Below are 19286 nucleotides of genomic sequence, written 5' to 3'. Positions count from 1 at the left end.
CATGTCGCCCACCGACCCCGGCCTGGCCCGGCTCGAGGTGCTCCGCGAGTTCAAGCGGCGGATGCCGCGGGCCGACCCCGACGCCAACGTTTCCCCGTTCGACCAGCGGGTGAGCACCGCCGCCGGCGGGGCGCCCGGGGCAGACGTGGCCGGGATGCACGCGGAGGCGCGGGCGCACGTCCGCGACACCATCACCGCCGTCCGCGCCGGGCGGAAGCAGTCGCAGGTCGTGCTCCTGTCCGGCGCCGCCGGCGTCGGCAAGACACACCTCCTCCGCACCTTCCAGGCGGCCGCGGCCGCGGACGAACTCGGGCACGTGTTCGTCGGCGGCTCGAACCACTGGTCGATCGACGAGTTCCAGGCCCGGCTCCTCGACTGGGTGATCGAGGCGGTCACCGCCCCCGGCCCGAACGACGACCACCTCCTCCTGCAGCGGGTCCGGGCGATCGGGTTCCGGGCCGTCGAGCACCTGCTGAGCAACCCGATGTCGTGGAAGGCGGCGGCCGCCCGGCCCGGCGGGTGGTGGCTCGGCCGGGCGTGGGGGCGGTGGCGGCGGCCGAGCCACGAGCGGCTCAAGGCCCTGGCCGACGCCCGCGACCCGGCGGTGTTCGCGCACTTCGACTTCGCCGCGTTCGGCAACGCGGTGTGCGACCGGTTCCTCGCCGAGCGGGCGAACCTGATGCACCGCTTCGCCTTGCGGGTGCTGCTCCTGTACCTGTTCCCCGACCGCCCGGAGGACGGGGTCGGGACGCGCGAGCGGGTGCTCCACTGGTTCCGCGGCCGGGGCGACCCGGACTACTTCGCCCGCCGCCTCGGGGCGAAGGAGCAGCCGGACCGCGAGTACGCCCGGTTCGAGGCCGTGAAGCTGCTCGCCCACCTGTTCTCACCGGAGGTGTCGCGGCAGCTGGAGGGGAAGCCGGGCGAGTGCCCGCCGCGGGTGCTGCTGCTCACGTTCGACCAGGCCGAGGGGCGGAACGAGTTGTTCGACGCCGAGGGCGACTGGGCCAAGTTCTTCGCCCACCTGAGCGAGCTGTACAACACGCTCCCGAACGTGGTCGTGCTGTTCACCATGACGCTCGGGCTGAAGACCCGGCTGCACGCGACCATGGAGCGGCAGTTCCGCGACCGCATCCTCATGGACGAGCGGTTCACCCTCTCGCTGCCGACCCCCGAGCAGGTGAAGGGGCTGTACCGCGAGCGCGTCGCCGCGTGGGTCCGCGACGACCCGGTCCTGCGGGACCGCTACGCCCAGCTGGACGAGCCGTACCTGCCGTTCACGGCCGACGAGGTGGTGGCGACGGCCGGCAACCAGGCCGTGCGCGACGCCCTGCTGGCGCTCGACGCGGCGTTCCACGCGCGGGTCCGGACGGTCGCGGTGGACCCGCTCATCGACTACCTGTTCGAGCGGAACGTGCGGAAGGCGGCGGAGGCGGCCGCGACCGAGTGGCAGTACACGACCGACCACCTCGACACCCTCCGGCAGCTGCTCGCGGTTATCGGCCCGGTCGTGGCGGCGGAGGCCGGCGTCGAGGTCCAGCACGACGAGTCGATGAAACTGGACGCCACGCCGGTGGTACGTCTGTCCGTCACCCGCCCCGGGACGGCTCCGGGGATCACCGTCCACCTCGCCCGGTTGGGGCGGACCTACAGGAACGGCTTGCCCGGGCTCGTCAAGGAAGTGCTGGCGAACCGGACGAAGGCCCGCACCTTCCTGTGGCTGGTCCGCCCGCTTCCGATCGCGGACCCCCTCGACGGCGTCGACGACCGCTACCACGACCAAATCACCGCCGACGTGTGCCCGGTGGAGGCGGAGTCGGCGTTCGCGGCGCTGACCGCGGTGTGCGACCGGCCCGACCGCTACGCCGAGCCCGCGCAGCGGGCGGCGCTCGACGCCCTGGTCCGCGCCGAGGTCGGCAAGACGTACCTCGGGAAGCTGCTCCGGTTCGCCCGGGTGCGGCTCGACGCCCTCGCCGGCGCGGCCGGGCCGGTGCCGGCGGGCCAGGACTGACGCGCCCGGCGGGCGCGGAACCCCAGCGGAGGCGGTCCGTGTCGTCCCCGATCTCGGTCGAGTTGGTCGCGCCGCCGGACGCGGTCCCGGTGGGCGAGTGGGCGTGGGTTCGGTTCACGGTCGTGCTGGCGGTCGCGGCGCCGCGGGCGGTGCGGCTGCCGGCCGGCGGGGTCACCTCCGTGGGGCGGGCGGCGGTGAGCACCGAGCTGTTCACCCAGGACCTCGTCCTCAACCCCGGCGAGGCGGTCACTCTGGCGGTCGGCATCAAGTACCGGGCCGCCGGCCCGGCCGACACCGCCGACCTGATCCTCCAGGCGAACCCGGTCGGCGGCGAGGCGCGCGACCGCGAGGTCGTCCGCCTCCCGGCGCACCCGTTCCGGGTCGTGCCGTCGCTGGAGCGAGCGCTCGACGTGCGCCTCAGCCGGGTGTGCGGGTACGGCAACGCGGTGAAGGTGGAGGCGGTGTTCACGAACGCCACCCCCGCAACCGATCTGGCGGATGTCGAGATCACGGTCGGCCCGGCCGACGCCGTTCGCGCCGGCCCGCTCCGCCGGCGGGAGCGGCGGTTGCCCGCCGGCGGGGAGATCCGGTTCGACCTGGTGGTCACCGGCCCCGAGGTCGCGCTCGACTGCTCGGCCGTGATCGACGGGGAGCCGGTCGGCGTCCGGCGGATGCGGGCGGTCCCGGCCGACGAGGGGTCGCACCCCGACGCGCCCCCGCCGTTCCGGTTCCTCGAGCCGCGTCTCCTCACCACCGACCGGGTGACCGTGGACCGCGAGGGGAAGGCGGGCGGCATCCTCGCGGACCGCGGGGTGTTCCCGCTGTCGGGGAACAAGGCCCGGTACCACTTGGTGGTCGAGCCGTCGCACCCGCAGGCGACGGCGGTGCGGCTCTACCCGGCCCCCGGCCGGGTCGAGGTCGAGCCGGCGGCGAAGACCGCCCGGCAGTGGCCGTTCGTCGTGACGGTCGTCGACAACCCGCTGTTCACCGAGTTGGTTCGGCTCGACTACGACGTAGTGGCGCCGGGGGCGGTGTTACGCGGCGAGGTCTACCTGTCGGTCCGGCCGACGGCAACGAAGGCGTGGACGGTAGCCGCGACGGCCGGGGCCGCGCTCACCCTGAAGGGGGTAGCCGGGCTGTTCACCGCCGTGGCCCGTGTGGACGGGGCCGTCGAAGACCTGATCGGGGTGGAGTGGCACGAGCTGCTGTCGCGGCAGTGGTGGGAGTGGGCGCAGTTCGGGTGCATCCCGATCATCCGCGGGGGGCTGTGGGTCGTCGACCGGGCACGGCGGACGTTCGTGGAAGGGTAGGCACACGCCGGCAGTCGGGCGGAGTCGGTGTGAAGCGCGTGCGGTAGGTTGTCAGCCTTGCGGCGCTCTAGCCGACCGCGCACCGTCATCGGCCTTCGCCCTCCCACCACACCAGCCTCTCCTCGAACACCTCCGCCAGTTCCGCCGCCACCGACGCCGCCGCCTTCACCGCGCCCGCCGGCCCGCCCCGGGCGGCGATCATCCCGGCCACCTCTTCGGCGGTGACGGCGTCCCCTTCAGCCTCGTCCTCGGCCATCCGGAGCACGTCCCCGCCGACCAGCGCCACCTCCAGCCCGCCGCACGGCAGCATCTCCCGTTCGCAGAACGCGGCCCACCCGTCCCGGGCGGCCAGGAGGAGGTAGCCGTAGGCCCTGGCGACGTTCCCCATCCGCCCGCCCGGCCCCTCGTCGAAGTCCTCCGCGAGGCGCTTCGTCTGGAAGAACCGGGCGGCGAGTTCGAGCCGCTCGGCCCGGTGCCGGTCGAGGACCTCGCGGAACGCCATCGCCCGGGGAAACGTGTCGGGCACGGCCACGGTCAGGCGGGGCGCGGCCGCGACGAGCCGCTCGTGCTCCACGTCGTCGCCGCGCCCGCTCGCCGCCAGCATCAGCGCCAGCCGCTCCTCGGGCCGGAGCAAGTCGTAGTGGCGGGCAAGGCGGTCGGCGGTCACGCGGGCCTCCTCCGGGCCAGGACGGCCTCCAGCGCGGCCACCCGAGCAGCCATCTGGTCAGCCTCAATCGCACTGAGCGCGACGCGGGCGAGGGTGCCGACGGCCCGCGCCCGGGCGACCGGGTCGGCAGCAGAGTCGGCGCGGACGCGGGCGGTCTCGGCCTCCAGCAGGGCCAGCACGTCGGCGGGGGACCGCAGCCGCACGGGCGCGGCGGCAGTGCAGGTCGTCGGCAGGAACACCGCCCGGCCGAGACGGGCCAGCCGCCCGCGGGTCATCGCGACCCTCCCACGCCGGTCCGGGCGATCAGCAGCGCCGCCGCGTACGCCACCGCGTTCATCTGATCGGCGTCCGCCCGGTCGAAGTCGGCCATCGACACCGTCCCGGCCGCCAGCCCGGCCAGCAGCGCCACCGGGTCGGTCGGCACCCCCTTCGGCCGCCGCCCCGGCAGCCGCCGGGTCAGCCTGGCCACCCGGTCGTGCAACGTCATGGCGGCGGCTCCGTCCACCAGTTGGCGGCGTGGGAGGTGACCCCGCCGCAGGCCGGGCACGTCGGGAAGACGACGATCGACGGCGGCGGGCTCGGGTCGCGGGAGTCGGTGCTCAGGAGCGGCACCCCGAGCCCGCACCGCTCGCAGTGGTGGCCGAGGAACCAGGCGTGCGGCCGGGCCAGCAGCCACTCGACTAGCGCCCGCGGGAACTGGAACCCGGCTGGCGCGACGGCCCACCGGGCGAACGGCCACAGCGCCCACGAGTGGAGGGCGTCGTCGCCGTCGGGGTCGCTCAGGGCGATCCCCACCGCCATCCGCAGGTCCTCCGGCACCATCATCAGGAACGCCACCCGCTTCTCGTGCTCCGTGTCCACCGCGGCGTTGACAGCCGCGTGCCGCGCGGCGGCCGCGGCTTGGCGGCGGGCGAGGTCGGCGAGGCGGCGGCCGAGGGCGTGGGTGCTCACGCGGGCTCCTCCGTCGGTGCCGCGACGACCTCCCGCCCGAGTACAATCTCCAGTGCCGCCGGCGCTGCCTGCTCCATCACCCGAGTCCGCAGGACCGGGTCGGGCCCGTCCCCCTCGTACACCACGTCGAGGACGCCGCCCGTCCGGTACACCCCCGGCGGCCGGCCGTCCGGGTCGCCCCCGGCCGGCACCCACACCACGATGTGGGCCAGGTCGTCCCCGCCCCGCCCGGCCAGCCCGGCCCGCAGCCGCGCCACCCGCCCGCGGATGTTCACCACCGCCTCCCCCCGCCGTCCGGCGGGCCGAGGGCCTTGACCTTCTCCTCCAGGTCCCGCAGCTCGGCCTCCAGGTCGGCCAGCTCCCGGATCTTCAGCCCGACCTCCAGCACCGCCTTCGCCGCCCCCAGCCGCGTCGCCGGAGGGGCCGACTCCTTCATCAGCGCCAGCAGGGTGCGGACGGCCTCGCCGGATGCGGCCGACAGGAGGCCTGCGGACCGCCGGACGAGGTCGGTCCGGGCCTCCTTGATCCGCTTCTGGAACTCGGGGTCGCGGAGCCGGGTGTAGACCGTACGCTCGGACACTCCGCCCTGCTTCGCGGCAGCCTCGACCGTCGCCCCGCACGCGAGGGCCAGCACCACCGCGTCATCGTTCCTCTTCCGCTGCGCGACCACGGCACCCCCTCCGCACGCCCCCGAGTTGCAGACTTTTGCAGCCCTGTTGCAGGGTCCGGGCGGGTTCCCGCCCCCTACACCAGGCCGCCGACGGGTTCGGCAGCCCAGACCACGACCTCCTCGACCACCAGCACGTGGCACCCGCCGCACGCGGGGCAGGGTGGCGGGTCGGCGTCCTCGTCGGCGGCGAGCCGGTTCACCACCCCGCGGCCGGGGCAGCCGGCCGTCCCTATCAGAGCCGTCGCGACCGCCCCCACGCGCCTCCTGAGCCGCATCGGCAGGCCCCCCGATCGTACCGGCTACGCCGCGGCCGCATCGGCCCGGCGGCGGGCCACCACGTCGGCGTAGGCCACTTCCGCGTCGCCTTCGAGCAGCCGCACCGGTACGGCGTCGCCGAACGTCGCCGCGGCCCGGGCCAGCACCACGTCGCCGTACCGCGGGTCGACCTCGATCAGCCGCGCGGCCCGCCCGGCCTGCTCGGCGGCGACGAGGGTGGTGCCGCTCCCGCCGAAGGGGTCGAGGACCACCCCGCCGGCCGGGCAGCTGTTGGCGAGCAGCGCCCCGAACAGCGCGACCGGCTTCATGGTGGGGTGCTCGGCGTTCCGGGCCGGCTTGTCGAACTCGAGCACGGTCGTCTGGGCGCGGCCGCCGAGCCAGGTGTGGGGGGCGCCGTCGGCCCACCCGTACAGGCACGGCTCGTGGCGCCACTGGTAGTCCTGCCGGCCCAGCACGAGCGAAGGCTTCACCCACACCAGGCACTGCCGCACGCGGAGCCCGGCCTCGGCCGCAGCCCGGCGGACGGACAGCCCGTAGGTGTCGGCGTGCCACACGTAGAACCCGCCGCCGGGGCGGAGGTGCGAGCGGGCCGCCGAGAGGGCCGAGACGAGGAACTGCTGGAAGTCGTCGTCGGACAGGTCGTCGTTGGCGATCGTCAGGCGGTCGGCGGTGCCGCCCTCGTAGGCGACGTTGTACGGCGGGTCCGTCAGCAGCACGTCGGCCGGCTCGCCGCCCAGCACCCGGGCTACGTCGGCGGGCTTCGTCGCGTCACCGCAGAGGAGGCGGTGGCGGCCGACGGCCCACAGGTCGCCGGGCCGGGTGACCGGCACGGCCGGCGGCTCGGGCACGTCGTCCGGGTCGCCGGTCGCCGCCGCGGGCGGGTCGGCGAGCAGCGCCAGCAGGTCGTCCTCGGCGAACCCGGTGAGGCCGAGGTCGAAGTCGGCCGCCTGGAGCACCGCAAGTTCCTGGGCGAGCAGCCCGTCGTCCCAGGCGGACAGCGTCGCGGTCTGGTTGTCGGCGATCCGGTACGCCCGGACCTGCTCGGGGGTGAGGCCGCGGGCGACGTGGACCGGCACCTCGGCGAGCCCGAGCTTCAACGCCCCCTTGAGTCGCGTGTGGCCGACGACCACCACGTCGTCCTCGTCCACGACGATCGGCTGGCGGAACCCGAACTCCTTGAGCGACGCCGCGACGGCGTCCACCCCGGCGTCGTTGTGCCGGGGGTTCTGCGGGTACGGCTTCAGCCTCCCGACCGGCCACATCTCCACGTCCATCGGCCACCCCCTCGCAACGTGCGGAGCATCCCGTACCCGGGAAATACGCAGTCGGTCGAGAAAGCGACGGACGGCCTCGAGTGTGTCGTTCACGCGCGGGTAACTGACCGGTGGCGGCTGACGAAAACACCTAGAAACCAAGGCGTTTCAGAGGTTCGGCACACTTAACTTGCAATCTCGCAACGAGTTATGACTCGGTGCCGAACCTTGCCGAACCTTGCCGAACCTCTGATTTCAGAGGTTCGGCACACTTAACATGCAGACCCACAACATCTTGCGACGAGTTGCCGAACCTGCCGAACCTTAACAGGTAAGTCGGTACATACGCGGGCGCGCGCACGCGCCCGGGCGCACGCGTGCGTGAAGGGTGCTTACCGTTAGAGGTTTGGCAGGTTCGGCAAAACGACGCAAGGACATGCGGGTGTGGTGGTTAAAGGTGCCGAACCTCTGATTTCAGAGGTTCGGCAGAGGTTCGGCAACCGCCCCGAGGTTCGGCAGGTGGCGCCGGGCCCGGGGGACAGAACCCCGGTGGCGGTTCTCACGTACAGGGCGCACCTTCGCCGGCGGTGCGAAGCGTATCCGGCCCGACGACCGTGGAGGAAGAGATGGGCCTGTTCACCAACGGACTTCGCGCGTCGGCGGCCGTGGCCCTCGTCGCCGCGGTCGTCGCAGGTGCTGCCGGTCAGGACCGGCCGGCGACCGAGAAGGCCCCCGCCGCCAGGGGCGAAGTCGTCGCGGAGTTGGGCCGGAGCGTGATGTACGTGTTCCACGCCAAGAGCGGAGACTACTGGTTCGGGAGCAACGACCGGGGCGTGTACCGGTACGACGGGAAGACCCTGGTCAACTTCACGACGACGGGCGGGCTGGTCAGCAACCAGATCCGGGGGGTCCAGGAGGACAAGGCCGGGAACGTCTACTTCACCACCTACGCGGGCATCAGCCGGTTCGACGGGCGGGCGTTCTCGACCCTGTCCGCCCCGGCGACGGCCGACCCGGCGGGGTGGAAACTCCGGCCGGACGACCTGTGGTTCGTGGGGGCGCCGGACGCGGGGGTAGTCTTCCGGTACGACGGCCGGGCGCTCCACCGGCTGGAGTTCCCGCGGACGAAGCTCGGCGACGAGCACTTCGAGAGGATGCCCCGCTCGAAGTTCCCGAACGCGGTCTACAACCCGTACGACGTGTACTGCGTCGTTCGGGACAGCAAGGGCCGCGTGTGGTTCGGGTGCACGTCCGTCGGCGTGTGCCGGTACGACGGGACGTCGTTCGAGTGGCTCACGGACCGCACCCTCGTGGAGGCGCCGGTCCGGTCCGTCCTCGAGGACCGGAACGGCAACTTCTGGTTCACCTACAGCGGGCACCGCTCGCTCACCGGCTTCCAGGCGGTCGCCGACATCGGCCGGCTCCAGCCGCGCGCGGAAGGGACCATTGTCGAGGGCATGTCGATCGTCGAAGACGGGGCCGGCAAGTTGTGGACGGCGGCGCTGCGGGCGGGCGCGTTCCAGTACGACGGGAAGCGGAAGGTCCACTACCCCATCAAGGACGGGGACACCCCGGTCGAGGTGTTCGCCGTGTACCGGGACAACCGGGGCGTCGTGTGGCTCGGGACGCACAACGGCGGTGCGTACCGGTTCAACGGCACGGCCTTCGAGAAGTTCCGGCCGTGATGCCGGGGGCAAGTTGCCCGTCGGTCGTCAATCGCCACGGCCGTCCTCGGGATCGTGGACGGCCACCCGGTATAGGTTCCCCTTCCGGTCCGGCACCCGCTGGAACTCCGCCCGCCGGCCGTCGTCCAGGGGGAACGACTCGCCCACGAACCGCCCCGCCAGGATGCCGACCCGCGTCGCCACCGCCCGCCCCGATTCCTTCCCCGCGTCCGCCCCGAACAGCCGCAGCCGGGCGGCCAGGTCCGCCAGCTCGGCCGCCGTCCACGTCCCCTGCGGGTGGTCCGCCAGCGCCGCCACCAGGTCCGCGAACTCCCGCCGGGTGTCGTCCAACTCGGCGGCCGCCGCCCCCGCGTTCCCCAGAAAGTCCGGAAACCCGCCGTGCCGGAGGATGCCGCCGACCACCGGCCCCCACCCCTTCTTGTTGAACCGCGACCGCGCCTCCGCCCGCGGGGACCCGGCCGCGCGCCACCGCTCGACCAGCCCGGCCAGCTCGCCGAGCAACTCGGCCCGGTGGGCCAGGGCGTACCCCTCCGGGTCGGGCAAGTCGAACGCCCGCCGGGCCGGGTCCCCCTCGTGGTACAGCCCGACCACCACGCTCCGGGACACCAGGTCCCGGCTCACGTCCGGGGTGTTCGCCGTCAGGCAGAACTGGTGGGAGTTCTCCGCCCGGATCTCACGCGAGTGCCCGAGGAGCCGGAACGACAGCACCTCGTCGGTGATCGACCGCTCCAGGCACGCGGAATCGATCCGCGGGGCGCGGCCCCGGCCCTTGGCGTTGTCCACCACGATGGTGGTGGCCCCGCGGCGGACGATCGCCCCGAGCCGCTTCTCGAACTCCTCGTCGTTCGGGTTGTACGTGGCCGTCTCGGTCGGCCGGCCGTCGCGGAGGATGGCGATCACTTGGGCGAGGATGGTCTTGCCGAGCCCGGGCTGGTTGCCGGTGAACAGGACGGCCGGCTTGGACCCGACGAAGTGGGGGCCGAGGAGCGCGGTCACGAGGACGCCGACGTAGTTGGTGCGGTCGGCCGGGCCGCGGAAGCAGAACTCGGCGAGGAGCCGGTCGAGGTGCGCGGTGCCGGCTCGCGGCTCGACCGGCAGGGCGGCGGAGTAGATGCCGGTGGCCGGGTCGTACCCGGGGCGGGCGAGGCGCCAGTCGGGGGTGTAGACGGGGACGAGGGTGAACAGTGTGACGGGCGGGAGGCGGGCGGCCTCGCCGGGGTGGTTGAGCCAGGTGTTGGCGTAGGCGGCCGGGAGGGGCCGGTACTCCTCCCCGTCGGCGGCGGCGACGACGACCTCGGCGTGGTGGTTGAGGAGGCCGGCGAGCTCGGCGGCGGACAGGACGGGGCCGATGTCGGCGCCGGCGATGCGGACGAGCTGGCCGGCCCGGCGGTAGCAGTCGCGGGCGGCCACGAGGGTGTCGGTGACCTCGGCCATCGTCAGCGCCACCGGGAGCGCGGGGTCGATGTGAACGACCCGGCGGGGCGGCCGCCCGTCCGGAGTTCCGCGGTCGGTGGGTGGGCCTTCGATCGGCGGTTCTGCCGCGGGCGGTACGCCCTCGGGCGGTGCTCCACCGGCAGGTGGTGTCGCGTCGGGCGAGGCCGCGCCGGGCGGGGCCGGCCCGCCGGCCGGCGGCCGGGCGGCCGGCCGACGCCGCTGCTTGCCGCCCGGCTTCCGCGCGGCGAGGGGCGGGTCGTAGTGGCCCGGGTCGGGCGGGCCGAGGGCGGCCTTGAACGCCTGCCACCCGTGCCCCCGGCACCCGTTGTGGAAGCAGTGGGCCGACAGCCGCCCGTCCGGGGCCTGCATGACGCACGCGTCCGGGTCGGCGTGGCTCGGGTCGAACGGGCACTCCTTCAAGACGTACACCGTCCGCCCGCGGGCGTCCGGCTCCGGCTTGACCCGGAACCCGACCCCGCGAGCGGCCAGCCACCGGTCCACCAGCAGCCGCGACGTGTACGTCGTCCCTCCCGACGACGGTGGGACGAGCGGGGCGCCTGCCGGCGGGGGCGGGGCGGCCGGGGCCGGCGCCTCGGCGGCGACGGCGTCCAGGAGGTCGGCGGGCACGGCGGGGACGAGGCTCGGGTCGGTCACGGCGCGGGCACCTCCAGCAGGGCCGCCCGGCGGTGCGGCCGGTCGGGGGTGCTGTCCCCCTTCCGGGCGACCGTCCCCCACACCTTGCACACCCGCGCCGGGTTGCCGACCGTCGTGTCGATCTTGACGTGCGCGGTGTCGAACCGGGCCGCCAGCGCCTGCAGCACCCGCCCCACCCGGCCGTCGCCCGCCGGCAGCTCGACCCGGTACAGCAGGTGGTAGCCGTTCCCCGAGTCGGCGAGGACCGGGTCCGGCCAGCCCTGCCCGCGGAGGTGCTCCCGGACGGCCAGGGCGGTGTCGAACGCCGCCGCCTTCTCGGCCGCGGTGGCGCTGACGTGCGGGTCGCGGACCGGGTCGGCGTCGACCAGCAGCCACCGCCGGGCGAGCACGTCCTTGTCCTTGGTCAGCTCGCCGTCGTCGGCCCAGTCGAGGCGGTTGCACCGGCGGGCGAGCAGGTCGGGGCGGACCGGGTTGAGGGTGGCGTACACGGCCTTGGCGTGCCGGGTCACGTCGAGGGCCGCGCGGGCCATGTCGGCCCGGTGGGCGGGGTCGAAGAACCCGGCCTCGGTGTGCGGCCGGCCGGCCCCGCGGCGGACCTTGACGGCCCGCAGCTCGACCACCTGGTCGGCGGCGAAGAGGAGGCGGTACTGCGCGGCGAGGATCGCGACCACCTCGTCGGCCGTCTTGGCGCGGCCGAGGGCGGCGATGAGGTGCGGGTCGTCGGGCGGCGGGGTCACGGGCTCCTCCTCGGGGCGCACCCCGGACGGCCCCGCCGGTGAGGGCGGGTTCCGGGTGCGGGTCTGGATTGCGGGTCAGGCGGCGGCCGGCTCGGGCCGCGCCGCCGGGGCGGGCTCGGCCCGCTCGACCCGGAAGCTGTCCGGGCCGAACTCGCGCGTGGCGAACCCGACGAACAGCCGGTTCAGGTCGCGGCCGACGGCCGTGCCGGCGTCGATCACCACCACCCGACCGCCGTCGCCCACGGCGTGGCCGGCGTCGAGCCGGGTCTGGCTCTCGCCGTGGAGGGCCTCGGCGGCGATTACCGCGAGCACGAGGGTGTCGCCGAGCTCGTCCGCGGGGACGGCGGGGTCGAACGTGTACCGGTACGGGGTCATGGATTCCTCCTGGACGGGTAAATACGCGATCGGGGCGTCAACCGACGGCGTGGCCCGGCAGGTAGCCGGCGAGCCCCGGCCGGGCGTGCCGGGCGCGGACGACCCGGAGCCGCTCGGACAGGGTGGTCCGGTGGACGCCGAGGGTCCGGGCGGCGTCGGCGATGTTCCGGGCGGCCATCACCGCCTCGGCCGCGGCCCGCAGCGGCGGCGGCAGGGCGGCGAGGAGGTCGGCCACGTCCGCGGCGAGGTCGGCGCCCGCCGGCCCGCGGCCGCGGTGGTCGGCGGCCCCGGCCACGTCGACCGCCGCCTCCCGGGCCGGGTTCCGGCGGGCGGCCCGGTGGCGGCGGACGAGGCCGGCGGCCCCGCGCCCGACGACCACCCGGGCGAACTCGACCAGCGGCAGGCGGGCGGGGTCGTAGGCCGGGAGCCCCGCGAGAAGGACGGCGGTCAGGTGCTGGGCCACGTCGTCGCGGTCGGCGACGCGGGGCGGGACGGCCCGGGCGACCCGGGCGGCGTGGATCCGGATCAGGGCGCGGACGGCCGGGTCGCGGACGACGGCCTCGGGGTCGGTCGGCACGGGTGCGCTCCTCCCCGGCCGGCGAGGCGGGCGACGTGGGCACGGCGGGGCGGCGGGCAGCGCGGGGCGGCCGGAGCACCGGGGGGTGCCCACGTCGCCTCCGCCGCGCGGCCGGTCGATCGTCGGGGTGTGGGGTGATGAGGGCCGGCGTCAGCCGGCGACCTCGGCCTGGAACGGCAGACCGTGCTTGCAGGAGAGGACCGGGATCACCCCGTCCCCGACCCGGTCCAGGAGCGCGAGCAGGTCGAGCTGCTGCCGCTTGAGCGCGGCGTCGGCGTTACCGGTCTCCGGCCGCGGGCCGTTCTCGGACGCGAACTTGTACTCGACGACGACCCGCGGCATCGGATCGAGGACCGGCTCGCCGCCCCGGACGACCAGGTGCTCGACCCGGCCGAAGTTGGTGTGCTGGAGGAGGGCGAGGAGCCGCCGGCGGGCGGGGGTGAGCCCGGCCGGGGTGGTAGGGTGCGGCATGTGAGGCCTCCGGGCGGAGGCCGAGCGCGGGGACGGGTCCGGCGGCAGGGTGGCCCGCGGCTCGGCCCAGGTGTCGGTGTCGGGCGCGTTACCACGCCCGGCGGACCCGTCGGGCACAGATGTCGAAAAGTCGCTGGGGGCGGAGAAATGTCGGCGGGCGGGACGGCGAATCGGCCGGAAGTGGCGAGTGGAGACGGCGTTGCCGGTCGGTGCGAATTCGAGAAACCACCGGATTCCGCCAGCGACTTTTCGCCGGCGTCAGTCCGGCTCCACGCGGAAGAGCGTCCGCCACCCCTGCCGGTCGGCCGTGAGGGCGATCGGGTCGCCGGTCAGGCGGAAGAATGCGGCCAGGTCCTTCGCCAGCTTCTCCCGCCGCTTCTGGTGCCTCCGGTCCGCCGTCGGGCTATCCCAGGTGAGCGTCCCACCGCCCGCGGCGAACGCGCGCAGCAGCGCCCACTGGGCGGTCGCCCGGCCGCTCCGGCCGTCGGCCATCCCCAGCTGCGCGTACGTGAGGGTGCGGGACACGGCCCCGACCGTCACCGCCACCGTGTCCCCGTCCACGAATCGAATCCGGACGTCCGCCCACCGCGCCGCGGGCGGCGTCGGGAACGCCGCCCGGCCGTCGGTCCCCGCCGCGGGCGCGAGCCTGGCGCGGAGGTCGTCCAGTTCGGGCGCGCCGGCGGGCACCGCCCCCAGCCGCCCGTCCTCCCCGACGCGGAGGGCGTCGGCGAGGGCGACGAACGCCCCTCCCCGCCGGCCCAGGAGGAGCCGCGCGTCGATCCGGTGGAACGCGGTGGTCGGGGCGAGGACCACGACCGGCCCGTCCGCCCGCACGGCCACCGCCTCCAGTCCCGCCTGGTAGGCCATCCGGTCGACGGCCAGCAGGAGGTAGGCCGAGAAGGCCACCCCCGCGGTCGGTCGGAGCAGCCCGACCCGGGTCGCGACCGGCACCCCCGCGACCGGCCCGGGGTCGGGGTCGAGCCCAAGGGCGACCGCCGCCGCTGCGGCCAGCCGGCCGCGGTCGAGCCGGTAGACGACCAGGTGGCGGCGGGCGAGGCGGACGGGCTCGGACCCGTCGTCGGTCACGCCGACGAGGTCGTCCGGCCCGTGCTCGACCACGGTCAGCCACTCGCCGGGGCGGCCGGGGCGCGGCACCACCCGCGCCGGCTCGGGGTCCGGGGCCACAAGCCCGCACGCCCGGGCGGCGTCGAACCCGCCCCCGGCGTGGCTCCGCCACTCGGCGGCGACCGCGGCCGGGCCGGGGAGGCGGTCGAGGGCGAGCCAGAACCGAGTCAGCGATGGCGCGGCGGGCGGGGCGGACATGGGGAGGTGGGGTGGCGGTCAGGCGGCGGGGTACACGTCGAGGAACCCGCGGGCCCGGAGCCAGGCCTCGACCGCCGGGGACTCGTGGTCCCGGGCGTACAGCGCGACGTTAGGCGGCTTGATCGTCACCGCCCGCGGCCGGCGGGCGTCCGCCGGCTTCACCTGGAACACCGCCCGGGCGAGCTTCGGCCGGTCCGGGACCGCCCGCCCGCGGTCGCGGAAGGCGGCGAACACGTCGGCCGCCCGGACGATCTCGTACTCGGCCTGGGCCCCGCCCCACGCGAAGTGGATCTCCCGCAGCCGCACCCACTCCAGCCCCGGCACGTCGGCACACACGAGCGCCGCGTCGGCGGCCGCCCGGAGCGGCTCGAGGGTGTACTTGAGCGCGTCCGGGAAGTAGTCGGCCCGCCCGAACAGGTGGAGCCCGAAGGCCGCCCGGTACAGGTCCTTCTCCCCCTTGAGCCGGGCGCTCACCCGGAGCTCGCCGAGGGCCGGGTCGTACGCGACCACGTCGTACCGGAGGGGCCGGTAGGCGACGCTCCCGGGCTCGGCGTCGGCGGCGGCCGCCTCCTCCCGCTTGAACGGCTCGCCGTGGCGGACGAGGAACCACGTCACGTCGGGGCGGGGGAAGGCGAACACCCGGGCGGTGCGGCCGCGGCGGTTGGCCGCGAACCAGTCGTTCATCTCGCCCTCGAGCGCGGCGGTGACGTCGGGCGTGAGGGCGGGGGCGGCCGCCGGGGCGGAGGCGTCGGTCTGGAAGTACTCGAACGACCGGGGGTTGGGGAGGTGCTGCTCGGCGTGGGCGCGTTCGAGCCGGTCGGGGGCGGCGAGCCACACCTGGACGGCGACCTCGGCCGGCGTGAGGTCGGCGCCGTCGAGGGCGAGGCCGGCGGCGGCGGCGACGGCGAGGAGGGCGTGCATCCCCTCCGGGGTGGCCATGCCGTCGACGTAGTAGAGGGCCTCGACGAGGTCGGCGGGCGTGTCGGCGTCGGGGGCCATGAGGGCCGCGACGAGCGACTCGTAGGGGATGCGCCCCGTTGTGCCGGGGGCGGGAAGGTCGGCGCCGCGGGCGGCGAGGTAGGGGCGGTAGGGGGCGAGGAAGCGGAGGAGGGGCTCGCGGTCGACGGCCCGGAGGACGCTGGGGGCGGACAGGTGCGGGAGGCGGAAGGTGGCCATCGGCGGCGCCGCGTGGGGTGAGCGCACGGGCGTCCAGAAATGGACGGGCATGCGCGTCACCAGCATACTCGCCCGACGATCCCGTGCAAACCCGAAGATCGAAAAAATCGGTCCGGCTCACTCGCCGGCCCGCCGGTTTGGTCGGCGGGCCGTGAGCTCACGCCAGGCCCTTCGCTGCCCCCGCCAGTCGCGCACCGCCGCCACCGGCTGCAGGTCGGCCAGCGCCAGCGGCTCCCGCCCCGCGGTCACAGGCGGCAGGAACAGCAGTGCCTCCTGGATGTCGGGGGCGAGCAGTGTCAGGTTCATCACCTGGGTGATCCGCGCCGGCGTCACCCGCCCCAGCCGGGCCAGCGCGGCGTAGTCGCGCACCACCCCCGTGCGGACGAGCCCGTCCAGCTTGATCGCCAGCGCCATCAGCCGGGCCACCCGCGGCACCCGCTCGGGCGGGGGTTCGGCCGGTGCCGGGCCGTCCCGCAGTTCGGGCCGGCCGCCGTGACCCCGGCGGGTGATGTGGACGGTCCCCTCGATCGTCAGCGTCGCGTCGGTCATGCCACCATCCCCTGCTGGCGGTCGGCCAGCTCGCCGGCCAGGGCCGTGATCCCGCTCGGCCGGAAGGTCACTGCGACCTTCCCCGCCGCCCCGTCGTACACCACCTTCTCGACCAGCAGCCCGATGACCCGCGCCCGCTCGGAGGGGGCGAGCGCCGCCCACACCGGGTCGAACCCCGCCAGCGCCGCCGCGGCGTCGGCCTCGGACACGCTCGCCGCCTTGACCTCACGGGCCTGCTCCTTCACCCGCCGGAGCCGGTCCTCGGCGAGCCTCTGCTGGTCGAGCAGGCCGGCCAGCCGCCGCACCACCTCAGCGTTGTCGTCGCCGGGCCGGAACCGGGCCGACTCCAGCGCCAGGTGCCGCTTCAGCCCGGCCAGCTCGGCCGCCAGCCCCTTCTCCTCCGCCGCGAGTTCGGCGAGCCGCTCGGCCTGCTGATGGCGGACCTGCTCGACGACCTGACGAAGCAGGTCGGGGTCGCGGCCGGCGGCCCGCACCCGGTCCACCACGAACCCCTCCACCGGCCCGGCCGGGACCGGCCGCGACGGGCAGGCGGCTGCGCCCTTCTTGTGCCCAGCGACGCAGGCGTAGTAGCGGTAGGTGCGGGCGCCCTTCGTCGTGCAGGTGGGCGTCATCGCCGCCCGGCACGGGCCGCACCGCAGCAGGCCCTTGAGCAGGGCGCCGTACTTGTCCGGCGACCCCGGCCCGGCCCCCTGCGTGCCGTTCGTGCAGAGCCGCTCCTGCACCCGGTCAAAGGTGGCAGGGTCGATGAGGGCCGGGTGCTCGCCGGGGAACACGTCGGCCTTGTACCGCACCCGCCCGGCGTACAGCGGGTTGGTGAGGAGTTGGTACAGGCTGGTGCGGGTGAAGGGCTTCCCGCCCGTGACCCGGCCGGCCTTGTCCGCCCACCGCTTGGTGACCCACCCCCGCCGGCCGAGCTCCTTCACCACCGGGAGGAGCGACCCGTGCCGCAGGTAGAGCCCGAAGATGTCGCGGACCCGCTCGGCCTCGGCGGCGTGGATGACGAGCCTTCGGCCGCCGGGCTCGCGGTCGTAGCCCAGCACCGGCCGGCCCCCGGACCAGATGCCCTTGCGGCGGGTGGCCGCGATCTTGTCCCGCGTCCGCTCGCCGACGATCTCCCGCTCGAACTGGGCGAAGGACAGGAGCACGTTGAGCACCAGTCGGCCCATGCTCGACGCCGTGTTGAACTGCTGCGTGACGCTGACGAAGGACACGCCCTTCTGCTCGAACCGCTGCATCAGCTGGGCGAAGTCGAGGAGGCTCCGGCTGAGCCGGTCCACCTTGTACACGACCACGCAGTCCACCCGGCCCGCCTCGACGTCGGCCATCAGCCGCCGCAGCCCGGGGCGGTCGGTGTTGCCGCCGGTGAACCCGCCGTCGTCGTACCGGTCCGGCAGGGCCACCCACCCCTCGCCGCTCTGACTGCGGACGTACGCCTCGCCCGCGTCCCGCTGGGCGTCGAGGCTGTTGAACTCCTGCTCCAGCCCCTCCTCGGTGGACTTCCGCGTGTAGACGGCACAGCGGACGAGCTTCACCGTGGGGCGGTGACCTGGCTTCGTGGTGGTCATGCGGCACTCCCCGTCCGGGTGAGGCGGAAGAAGAGGAACCCGTTCGTGTGGGTGCCGGTCACCGCCTTGGCGACGGCGCTGAGCGACCCGTATCGCTCGCCGGCGTACTCGAACCCGTCGGCGGCGATCTTCACCCGGACCTCGCCGCCCTTGTACCGGCGGGTCAGCACCGTCCCCACCCCCGGCAGCCGCGGGTCGTGGACCGCCGGGATGGGCGTGGCCGTGCTGGTGGGCTCGGGCTGCTCCTTCGGGGCGGAGAGGCGGAGGTCGGCGTCCCGGGCCAGATCGGCGGCCCGGGCGCGTGCCCGTTCGCTCAGGTCGCCCTCGGCCAGCGCCTGCAGGCGCCACCCGACGCGGCGGGCCAACCAGGCGCGGTTGCCGGACGCGGCCGGCTCGCCGAACACCGCCGCGTACCGGTCGCGGAGCTCGGCCGCGGTCATCCTCGCCAGCGCCGCCAGCTCCCTCGCGAGCGTCGGCGGCTTGTCGGTCGTCGCGGGCATGCAGTCCTCCTCGCGGGTGTCTCGGGGGTCGTTAACCGGCGTGGACAGTAACGCTCGCGCGGGGCGACGCATCAAGTCGATTCGCCTGTCTTTTCCTGCGAATTCGTAGCACCGGGCGGGGGCGGGAAGGCGGCCGGGTGGAGGTGGCGGAGGAGGCCGGCGGCGAGCAGGGCGGCGACGGCGGCGGCTCGCTCTGCGGCGGTCAATTCAGTGGGCGGGGTGCGGTCGAAGGGGCGTACGGCTACGGCCGGGGTCACGGGGGCACCTCCACATCGGGGTGTAGCCCACAGCGACCTTCGGCGTGACCGGCCGGCGGCTGTCTGGCGGAATCTCTGGACGTGTTAATTGCCCGGACGGGCGCGAAGTGTCGCACCGAATGGTGGAAGGCGGCCGGTGGGGTTAATCGTGATTACCGCCCTCGGCGTGTCGGACCGGAGCACCCAAGGTCGGGTCGTGGCGGTGAGGATCACAGGCGGGTGGCGATCACCTCCAGGTACTCCGACTCGACCCGCGTCGTGCCGCCCGTCGTCTGGTTATGGCTCGTCCACAGCCGCTCCAGGTCGGCCCGAAGCGCAGACTGCTGGCCCGGCTCGGCGGCCAGCGCCTCGAACGCCCGGTTCGTCGGCCCGTAATACACCCGCCAGAACTCCACCACCGCCGCCGGTTCGAACGGGAACTCGAACGCGATCATCTGCGGTGTGGTTCGCAGGTCGGTGGCGCCGCTGTCCAGCCGCTCCCGCACCTTCGCCTCGTCCCCCCACTGGATCGGCGACGGCAACCCCGCAGGAGGCGGGACGTGGCCGGCGATCGTCTTGAACATCTGCCCGACGAACCCGCCCGGTGTCCAGTTCGCCAGCGCGATGGTGCCGCCCGGACGACAGACGCGGAGCAACTCGGCGGCCGACAGTTCCGGGCGCGGAGCGAACATCACCACGAACATGCTGATGACTGCGTCGAAGCTCGAGTCAAGGTACGGCACTTTCTCCGCGTCCCCCTCGTCGAACCGGGCGGTGAGCCCCTCCGCCGCGGCCCGCGACCGGGCCTGCTCCAACAGGTTGGTGGCGATGTCCACCCCGGTGACAAC

At 74.7% G+C, this 19286-nt stretch carries 22 protein-coding genes; 3 read left to right on the top strand and 19 right to left on the bottom strand.

What is annotated here, in order from left to right:
• The first annotated feature begins 1 nt into the window (after position 1).
• A complete protein-coding gene (locus ETAA1_RS28390) occupies positions 2-2008 on the top strand; it encodes an AAA family ATPase (protein ID WP_145243991.1) in 2007 nt (668 codons plus the stop codon).
• Positions 2009-2046: 38 nt separating this feature from the next.
• Positions 2047-3318, top strand: coding sequence for a hypothetical protein (locus tag ETAA1_RS28385; RefSeq protein WP_145243990.1), 1272 nt, complete (start codon positions 2047-2049; stop codon positions 3316-3318).
• Positions 3319-3403: 85 nt separating this feature from the next.
• Here the strand turns inward: ETAA1_RS28385 and ETAA1_RS28380 are convergent, their stop codons facing one another.
• The 8 genes from ETAA1_RS28380 to ETAA1_RS28345 form a co-directional block, all read right to left on the bottom strand.
• A complete protein-coding gene (locus ETAA1_RS28380) occupies positions 3404-3985 on the bottom strand; it encodes a hypothetical protein (RefSeq protein WP_145243989.1) in 582 nt (193 codons plus the stop codon).
• Positions 3982-4260 carry a hypothetical protein gene (locus tag ETAA1_RS28375; RefSeq protein ID WP_145243988.1) on the bottom strand — a complete coding sequence of 93 codons (279 nt, stop codon included), beginning with the start codon at positions 4258-4260 and terminating at the stop codon, positions 3982-3984. Before ETAA1_RS28375 ends, ETAA1_RS28380 begins: the two co-directional genes overlap by 4 nt.
• Positions 4257-4472, bottom strand: a complete 216-nt coding sequence (locus ETAA1_RS28370) for a hypothetical protein (protein ID WP_145243987.1) — start codon at positions 4470-4472, stop codon at positions 4257-4259. The genes ETAA1_RS28375 and ETAA1_RS28370 overlap by 4 nt, the downstream gene beginning before the upstream one ends.
• On the bottom strand, positions 4469-4936 hold the full coding sequence (locus ETAA1_RS28365) for a hypothetical protein (protein WP_145243986.1): 468 nt from the start codon (positions 4934-4936) through the stop codon (positions 4469-4471). The genes ETAA1_RS28370 and ETAA1_RS28365 overlap by 4 nt, the downstream gene beginning before the upstream one ends.
• Positions 4933-5211 carry a hypothetical protein gene (locus ETAA1_RS28360; RefSeq protein WP_145243985.1) on the bottom strand — a complete coding sequence of 93 codons (279 nt, stop codon included), beginning with the start codon at positions 5209-5211 and terminating at the stop codon, positions 4933-4935. The genes ETAA1_RS28365 and ETAA1_RS28360 overlap by 4 nt, the downstream gene beginning before the upstream one ends.
• The gene (locus tag ETAA1_RS28355; protein WP_145243984.1) at positions 5208-5606 is read right to left on the bottom strand and encodes a hypothetical protein; all 399 of its coding nucleotides are present in this window, start codon (positions 5604-5606) and stop codon (positions 5208-5210) included. The genes ETAA1_RS28360 and ETAA1_RS28355 overlap by 4 nt, the downstream gene beginning before the upstream one ends.
• Positions 5607-5680: 74 nt before the next feature.
• Positions 5681-5881: a hypothetical protein gene (locus ETAA1_RS28350; RefSeq protein WP_145243983.1), complete on the bottom strand. Its 201-nt coding sequence runs from the start codon at positions 5879-5881 to the stop codon at positions 5681-5683.
• A 24-nt stretch (positions 5882-5905) separates the two neighbouring features.
• Entirely contained in the window at positions 5906-7156 is a 1251-nt protein-coding gene (locus ETAA1_RS28345; RefSeq protein ID WP_145243982.1) for a DNA modification methylase, read from the bottom strand.
• A 605-nt stretch (positions 7157-7761) separates the two neighbouring features.
• On the opposite strand from ETAA1_RS28345, the gene ETAA1_RS28340 reads away from it, so the two are divergent.
• The gene (locus tag ETAA1_RS28340; RefSeq protein ID WP_145243981.1) at positions 7762-8820 is read left to right on the top strand and encodes a ligand-binding sensor domain-containing protein; all 1059 of its coding nucleotides are present in this window, start codon (positions 7762-7764) and stop codon (positions 8818-8820) included.
• A gap of 27 nt (positions 8821-8847) precedes the next feature.
• Here ETAA1_RS28340 and ETAA1_RS28335 read toward each other — a convergent pair whose 3' ends face one another.
• From ETAA1_RS28335 to ETAA1_RS28285, 11 genes are all read right to left on the bottom strand, one after another.
• Complete coding sequence (locus ETAA1_RS28335) at positions 8848-10908, bottom strand: hypothetical protein (protein WP_145243980.1); 2061 nt, start codon at positions 10906-10908, stop codon at positions 8848-8850.
• The gene (locus ETAA1_RS28330) at positions 10905-11645 is read right to left on the bottom strand and encodes a hypothetical protein (RefSeq protein ID WP_145243979.1); all 741 of its coding nucleotides are present in this window, start codon (positions 11643-11645) and stop codon (positions 10905-10907) included. Before ETAA1_RS28330 ends, ETAA1_RS28335 begins: the two co-directional genes overlap by 4 nt.
• 75 nt (positions 11646-11720) lie before the next feature.
• Positions 11721-12020, bottom strand: coding sequence for a hypothetical protein (locus ETAA1_RS28325; RefSeq protein WP_145243978.1), 300 nt, complete (start codon positions 12018-12020; stop codon positions 11721-11723).
• A gap of 37 nt (positions 12021-12057) precedes the next feature.
• On the bottom strand, positions 12058-12597 hold the full coding sequence (locus ETAA1_RS28320; RefSeq protein WP_145243977.1) for a helix-turn-helix domain-containing protein: 540 nt from the start codon (positions 12595-12597) through the stop codon (positions 12058-12060).
• A 150-nt stretch (positions 12598-12747) separates the two neighbouring features.
• A complete protein-coding gene (locus ETAA1_RS28315; RefSeq protein ID WP_145243976.1) occupies positions 12748-13068 on the bottom strand; it encodes a hypothetical protein in 321 nt (106 codons plus the stop codon).
• A gap of 258 nt (positions 13069-13326) precedes the next feature.
• Positions 13327-14391, bottom strand: coding sequence for a hypothetical protein (locus tag ETAA1_RS28310; protein WP_145243975.1), 1065 nt, complete (start codon positions 14389-14391; stop codon positions 13327-13329).
• An 18-nt stretch (positions 14392-14409) separates the two neighbouring features.
• A complete protein-coding gene (locus ETAA1_RS28305) occupies positions 14410-15618 on the bottom strand; it encodes a hypothetical protein (protein ID WP_145243974.1) in 1209 nt (402 codons plus the stop codon).
• Between the two features lie 66 nt (positions 15619-15684).
• Positions 15685-16116: a hypothetical protein gene (locus tag ETAA1_RS28300; RefSeq protein WP_145243973.1), complete on the bottom strand. Its 432-nt coding sequence runs from the start codon at positions 16114-16116 to the stop codon at positions 15685-15687.
• A complete protein-coding gene (locus tag ETAA1_RS28295; RefSeq protein WP_145243972.1) occupies positions 16113-17702 on the bottom strand; it encodes a recombinase family protein in 1590 nt (529 codons plus the stop codon). Before ETAA1_RS28295 ends, ETAA1_RS28300 begins: the two co-directional genes overlap by 4 nt.
• A complete protein-coding gene (locus ETAA1_RS28290; RefSeq protein WP_145243971.1) occupies positions 17699-18202 on the bottom strand; it encodes a DUF2924 domain-containing protein in 504 nt (167 codons plus the stop codon). The genes ETAA1_RS28295 and ETAA1_RS28290 overlap by 4 nt, the downstream gene beginning before the upstream one ends.
• Positions 18203-18668: 466 nt before the next feature.
• A complete protein-coding gene (locus ETAA1_RS28285) occupies positions 18669-19274 on the bottom strand; it encodes a class I SAM-dependent methyltransferase (RefSeq protein WP_202920478.1) in 606 nt (201 codons plus the stop codon).
• Between the last annotated feature and the right edge of the window lie 12 nt (positions 19275-19286).

Origin of the sequence: Urbifossiella limnaea, from assembly GCF_007747215.1 — a bacterium.
GTDB lineage: Bacteria > Planctomycetota > Planctomycetia > Gemmatales > Gemmataceae > Urbifossiella > Urbifossiella limnaea.
This window is presented reverse-complemented; position numbering and strand designations above follow the sequence as displayed.